The sequence below is a fragment of the Delftia sp. ZNC0008 genome (assembly GCF_000799035.1).
In the GTDB taxonomy this organism is placed as follows: domain Bacteria; phylum Pseudomonadota; class Gammaproteobacteria; order Burkholderiales; family Burkholderiaceae_C; genus Comamonas; species Comamonas tsuruhatensis.
In genome coordinates, this window is sequence record NZ_JTKZ01000653.1 from 1 (window position 1) to 4,256 (window position 4,256).

Genomic DNA, 4,256 nt, shown 5'->3' on the forward strand with positions numbered 1-4,256 from the left:
AGCGCCCACCAGACGGCGCCCAGGCTCTGGCGCGCCAGCAGCGGTATCAGCGTGGCCGACAGCAGGGCGCCGGCACCTATGCCGCAAAACATCAGCGGCCCCAGGGCCGCACGCCGCTGCAGGGGCGTGGCCGCCAGGGCCACCGAGGGACCCAGCACCATCAGGATGGCGCCGCCAATGCCCGAGATGCAGCGCCAGGCAAAGAACCAGGGCATGGGCAGCGGCCAGGCGCAGGCCGCAAAGCTCAGCGCCAGGGCCACCCAGCACCACAGCAGCACGCGCAGCGCGCCCAGGCGTTCGGCTAGCGGCGCGGCCGCCAGCGCCCCGATCAGATAGCCCAGCAGATTGGCCGCGCCCAGGTAGGCCACCTGCTCGCCGCTGAACCAGCCGGCATGCACCATCTGCGGCATCAGCGCCGTGTAGGCAAAGCGCGCCAGGCCGACGCCGCTGAGCGTGGCCATGAAGCCGGTCAGCAGCAGGGAAGTTTCGTTGCGTTGGATCACGGGAGTGGGCGCCATGCGGGGAGGATGGGCATACCTTAAGCCGCCGGAGTCATCATGTCCAATGATTCAAAATGATGGCGTCGATCTCGATTGAAGATGAATGCCACTGGAGCCGCGATGCAATTGAAGTCCCTGCGCATGTTCCTGGCCGTCTGCGACAGCGGCAGCTTCGGCGCCGCCGCGCAGCAACTGCACACCGTGCAGTCCAACGTGACGGCCCATGTGAAAAAGCTCGAGGACGAGGCTGGCGTGCAGTTGCTGGAGCGCAGCGCTCCCGTGCACGCCACGCCTGCCGGCCGCCTGCTGGAGCAATACGCGCGGCGCATGCTGGCCGACCACGACGAAGCGCTGGCGCTGCTGCAGGGCAGCGCCCGGGCCGCAGGCGCGCTGCGCATAGGCTCCATGGAAACCACGGCTGCGCTGCGCCTGCCGCCGCTGCTGGCGCGCCTGCACCAGGCCCGGCCCGGCCTGGACCTGGAGCTGCGCACGGCCACCACGGCCGAGCTGCTGGCTGACCTGCTGGCAGGGCGGCTGGACTGCGCCTTCGTCTCGGGCATGCCGCCCCAGTCGCGGCTGCAGGGCTGGAAGGTTTTCGAGGAGGAACTGGTGCTGGTCACCGCCTTCGCGCTGCCGCGCTTTCCCGATGCCGCCCAGCTCAGCGCCGTGCCCTTCCTGGCCTTCCGCCAGGGCTGCAGCTACCGCCAGCGCATCGAACTGCTGCTGGCCACGCGCGGCGTGGCCGCACGCATCATGGAAATGGGATCGCTGGACGCCATCCTCGGCTGCGTGGCCGCCGGCATGGGCTACGGCCTGCTGCCGCGCAGCGTGGTCCAGGCCCAGCAGCACCGCTTCGGCGTGCACATCACGGCCCTGCCCGGCGCACTCGCCCAGGAAGTCGCCCGCGTGGAAACCTGGTTCGTCGTGCCCGCGCGCCAGGGCTGGTCGCCTGCGCTGCATGCGTGCGTGGAGGTGCTGGGGATCGAGGGTGTGCAGGGCGAAGAGGCCCTGGGCATGGAAGCCGTCCCGGCAGCGTCTGCCTGAGACTCAGAACAGGTCGGAAGGCAAGGCTGCTGCCTTCTGGGCGATGTCCACCAGTCTTTGGGCCTGGGTGGTCGCATAGGCGGCGATGCGCTGGGCGAAGGCGTGTTCTTCTGGCGTGTAAGGCGATTCGCGCAGAACCTTGGCCGCCGCACCAGGGGCTGCCTTGGCCATGCGCTGGGCTTCACGTGCGAGCAGCCTGCGGTCTATTGCACACAGGTGCGCGAAATGCGCAAACTCGAAGGGTGTGAGTTCCTCCAGCGCAAAGCAGTCGCCGAAGGCCATGGCCAGTTCCTGGGACACATCGGGATACTGGGCCACGCTGACGAGGTCGTACCAGGGTGCGGTCGCCAGGCCCTGCGGCAGCACGTGGAAGGAGAAGTTCTTGCCATGTGCGTCGCCATTGCCGATCAGTATCTGGAACAACGCCCATCGGATCATTGCCAGCTTGTCCGCAGCCTTCGCCACCGAGTGCTCCAGTAGACCGAACAGCCGGGGAAAGCTCATGCCGTCGCGGTATAGCCGGGCATCGCCCACGCTGCCGATGTGGTGCTCGTACTTGTAGCTGACGGGAAGATCGCCCGCTTGGCATGCATCGATGATGTGGGTGCGCAGGACCCGTCTTTGTGGCGCCTGCCGCACGCGGTCAAAGCGCCTGACTGCCAGCACCGGCTGTGGCACGTGCAGCATCTGCACCTCGGCTGCAGGCAAGCGCATGGCCGCTGCCAGGCGCATGCAGAAATGCTCGTTCACCACCATGTGCGGCACCGCGCTGTCGCGCGGCTGGGGTTTGAGGATGTGGGTGGACGGAACGTTGTCGGGAAGGAAGATGGAGCCTTCCTGCACGCTCTCGCCTTCCACGTGCACGGGCAGCTTGTCCTGGTAGCCGGCCACCGACATGCGCACTTTGCCATCCCACTCGATGAAAGGGCGTGTCTCTCGGTCTGCAATGCGTTGGGAGAGTTCTGCGGTCGATATGGTGCGAGCGGCATTGGCGGCCTGTGGATCGGGCCTGCTGCCATCGGCCTGAAACCGGAAGGCCCCGGTGGTCTCGGCGCCGAGGGCGCGTATCAGACCGAAGATGTTGCCCTTGCCTATGCCCTGACTTCTGGCCACCACATCCAGCGCCGCGCCTTCAGGCAGCAGGTTCTCGATGAAACGCCGGATGGAGCGCGAGTCGTAGCCCCCTTCGGGAGCGGCCAGCGGCAGGCAGGGCGCCAGGTAGAAAGGCCGTTCATGCTCCAGCCATGCAGGCGCATACCGCAGTCCCCAAAGATCGTTGTGCGGGTCATGGGTCACATCGGCCACGTGCGTGCCGACATCGTTCCACAGCGAAAGCGAAAGCGACGGCGGCGTGGCCATGTGCGCTTCAGGCCCGTGGAAGCCGTGCCATCAGGGCGTCCTGCTTGGGCGCGATGACCATGGCGAGACCCAGCCCGTCGAGTACGGCCAGCAGCTTGTCGGAGCCCACGCCGCCCTTGCCGTTCTCCAGACGGGAGAGCAGATCCAGCGACACGCCGCACAGGGCTGCCGTGTCATCGATGCGCAGGTGCTGGGCCTTGCGCATGGCACGGATCTGGGCGCCGAGCCTGGACAGGTCAGCGATGACCACGGCCCCGGGCTGCAGGGGATCCTGCTGCGGGCCGTTCATGGGCGTGGAAGACGGCATGGATGGATTGGCTTTATTTCTGATATTCCGAAATTCTAGGATTTCTTAGGGAATTTTCAAAACAATTTCCAATATTCCGAAATTCAGGAGTACTTCGTTTCATTCAGGAGGAAATTTCGGAATATCAGAAATAATTCCGGCAACCATGCAACCGCGTCCAATGCAGATCCTCATGAAGGCAACCGCAACACCCTCCGATACTGCATGGCCTCCGCCACATGCCCTGTCTCCACTGCCGCGCTGCCGGCCAAGTCGGCAATGGTGCGCGCCACCTTGAGCGCGCGGTGGGTGCTGCGGGCCGACCAGCCCAGGCGTGCGGCGGCCTTGTGGGCGAAGGCCAGGGCCTCGGGCGACAGGCCCAGGTGGTCGTCCAGGGCCTGGCCCTGGAGTTGGTGGTTGGCACTGCCCTGGCGCTGCAGGGCCAGCGCGCGGGCCTGGACCACGCGATCGCGCACGGTGTCGCTGGCCTCGCCAGAGCGCGCGGCCAGCAGCTCCTGCGGGGGCAGGGCGCCGACTTCCACATGCAGGTCGATGCGATCCAGCAGCGGGCCGCTGATGCGCGCCTGGTAGCGCGCCACCTTGTCGGGCGTGCAGCGGCAGCGCTGCACCGTCGACCCCCAATGGCCGCAGGGGCAGGGATTCATGGCCGCGACGAGCTGGAAGCGCGCGGGGAATTCGCAGCGCTGGGCGGCCCTGGCGATGGTGATCTGGCCGGTCTCCAGCGGCTCGCGCAGCGCCTCCAGCGCGCTGCGTGCGAACTCGGGGAATTCGTCCAGAAACAGTACTCCGTGGTGGGACTGCGAGATCTCGCCGGGGCGCGGTGGCGAGCCTCCTCCGACCAGGGCCACGGCGCTGGCCGTGTGATGGGGACTGGCCGTGGGGCGCTGGCGCCAGCGCTCGGGCGTGAAGCGGCCGGCCAGGCTGGCGATGGCGGCGGCTTCCAGCGCCTCGTCGTCGCTCATGGGCGGCAGCAGGTCGGCAAAGCGCTGGGCCAGCATGGACTTGCCCGAGCCCGGCGGCCCCACCAGCAGCAGGCCGTGGCCTCC

Annotated in this window: 5 protein-coding genes; 1 reads left to right on the plus strand and 4 read right to left on the minus strand. The window is 67.5% G+C overall.

What is annotated here, in order from left to right:
• Positions 1 to 518 (minus strand): YbfB/YjiJ family MFS transporter (locus L995_RS21180; RefSeq protein WP_047473518.1); only part of this gene is annotated, 518 nt, incomplete at its 3' end.
• 102 nt (positions 519 to 620) lie between these two features.
• On the opposite strand from L995_RS21180, the gene L995_RS21185 reads away from it, so the two are divergent.
• Positions 621 to 1,544 (plus strand): LysR family transcriptional regulator, encoded by a 924-nt coding sequence (locus tag L995_RS21185; protein WP_016452133.1) that lies wholly within the window; start codon positions 621 to 623, stop codon positions 1,542 to 1,544.
• Between the two features lie 3 nt (positions 1,545 to 1,547).
• On the opposite strand, the gene L995_RS21190 is transcribed toward L995_RS21185, so the two are convergent.
• From L995_RS21190 to L995_RS21200, 3 genes are all read right to left on the minus strand, one after another.
• On the minus strand, positions 1,548 to 2,903 hold the full coding sequence (locus L995_RS21190) for a HipA domain-containing protein (protein WP_047473520.1): 1,356 nt from the start codon (positions 2,901 to 2,903) through the stop codon (positions 1,548 to 1,550).
• Between the two features lie 7 nt (positions 2,904 to 2,910).
• Positions 2,911 to 3,210: a helix-turn-helix domain-containing protein gene (locus L995_RS21195; protein ID WP_016448653.1), complete on the minus strand. Its 300-nt coding sequence runs from the start codon at positions 3,208 to 3,210 to the stop codon at positions 2,911 to 2,913.
• A gap of 170 nt (positions 3,211 to 3,380) precedes the next feature.
• On the minus strand, positions 3,381 to 4,256 hold an 876-nt coding region (locus L995_RS21200), incomplete at its 5' end, for a YifB family Mg chelatase-like AAA ATPase (RefSeq protein ID WP_047473522.1).